At 45.9% G+C, this 1,794-nt stretch carries 1 protein-coding gene; it reads right to left on the bottom strand.

The window, feature by feature from the left end; all coding sequences use genetic code 11:
• On the bottom strand, window positions 1–1,745 hold a 1,745-nt coding region (gene hypF, locus NC238_00730; protein ID MCM1564480.1), incomplete at its 3' end, for a carbamoyltransferase HypF.
• Between the last annotated feature and the right edge of the window lie 49 nt (window positions 1,746–1,794).

Genomic DNA, 1,794 nt, shown 5'->3' with positions numbered 1-1,794 from the left:
AATCCTTCCTGTTCCAGGCTGTTTAAAAGCCCTGATAACAGGAAAGCATTCTGCATTGCGCCTCCGCTTAGGGCTGCTGTACTAATACCAGTCTCCAGACGAAGCACTTTAAAGGTTTCGATAATCATTTTTTCCACGGTATGGTGAAATTTGGCCGCAATATACCCTTTATCCCTCTTCTTCTCAAGGTCTTTCATAACCAGAGGCCACATTTTCCGTACTGAAATTATCTTCATAGAATCAGCAGCTGCAATAGAATAAGGATAATAATCCTCAGTTCTTTCACGGCACAACGCTTCCAGCCTCATGGCCGCCTCTCCTTCATACCTGTTCATAGTACATATTCCTAAAATGGCCGCTGCAGCGTCAAAAAGACGCCCACAACTGGAAGTGAGGATGCAATTTTGGTTGCCGGCAAGCAATCTTTTATAGAGCGCCCCCTCCCCTTCCGGCAATTTTAAGTACCTTGCCAACCCTTTTTCATCCTTGAACTCCCCCTGCTGAAGTAAATACAACAGGGCCATCCTATCCGGCCTTAAGGCCATGCCGTCACTTGCCAGGCATTTTACATATTCCAGATGGGCCAGACGTTTAAAGAACCCGATTTTACCGGCAAAAAATTCAAAGCCCCAAATTGCTCCATCTTGCCCATATCCCGACCCGTCACAAACAAGCCCCAGCACGTCTCCACCATAGTTGTTTTCGGCCAGGCAACTGGCAAGATGCGCCTCATGATGCTGAATGCCAACCGTTTCAATTCCCAGGCCCTGTGCGAACCTGGTCGTAATATAATCCGGATGGAGATCATGGGCTGCAACAACAGGGTTGGCCTGAAAATACTGCTGATAGTTTGCAATAGCCCTCGTAAACTCATCAAAACAAATCTTATTGCTTAAATCGCCCATATGCTGACTTAGATAAGCGTTATCTTCCTTTAGCAAACAAAAGGTATTCTTTAAATCGCCGCCCAGAGCCAACACCGGATATGGAGTGGATTGAACCTTGATTGTCAAGGGTACATATCCTCGGCTCCTCCGAATGATTTGTACGTTATTCCTCACGACCTTATTTATGGAATCATCACATCGGTTTAAAATGTTGCGGTCATGCAAAAGGAAAAAATCGGCAACTCCTCTCAACCTCGCCAGGGCTTCTGCATTATCATAGGCAATGGGCTCATCGCTCCTGTTGCCGCTGGTCATTACCAGGATCTCCAGCCGGGAACCAAAAAGGAGATGGTGAAGGGGTGTGTAGGGCAGCATAACACCCAGACTATTCAGACCGGGGTTCAGAAAATATGGAAGTCCCGTCTCTTTTACCTGCTGCAAAATCACAATGGGCGCTTGATGACTGTTTAATAGCTCTTCTTCGGCCTGAGATACTATGCAGTATCTTTTTAACGTCTCAATATCCCTTGCCATAACGGCAAAAGGTTTTGTTTCTCTCTTCTTTCTGCGCCGCAGTTTGTTGACAGCACCCTCGTTTTTCGCATCACACACAAGATGAAATCCGCCAATACTTTTTACAGCTCCAATAAGACCTCGTTCCAGTAAAGCCGCATAATCTTCAGAGTCTGGCCTCATCTCAGCATCAAGGCAAGCCAATGTAGGGCCACAATCAGGACAAGCATTAGGCTGAGCATGAAAACGCCTGCTTATTGGTTCCTCATATTCCCCCCGGCACTTTGGGCACATGGTAAAAAAGTCCATGGTTGTATTCTTTCTGTCATAGGGATTTCTTTCTATTATGCTAAAACGCGGCCCACAATTTGTACAGTTAATAAAGGGATACTTA

Source organism: Dehalobacter sp. (genome assembly GCA_023667845.1).
Classification (GTDB): Bacteria; Bacillota; Desulfitobacteriia; order Desulfitobacteriales; family Syntrophobotulaceae; genus Dehalobacter.
Note: the sequence above shows the minus strand (reverse complement) of the source record. Positions and strands in the feature narration are given on the sequence as shown.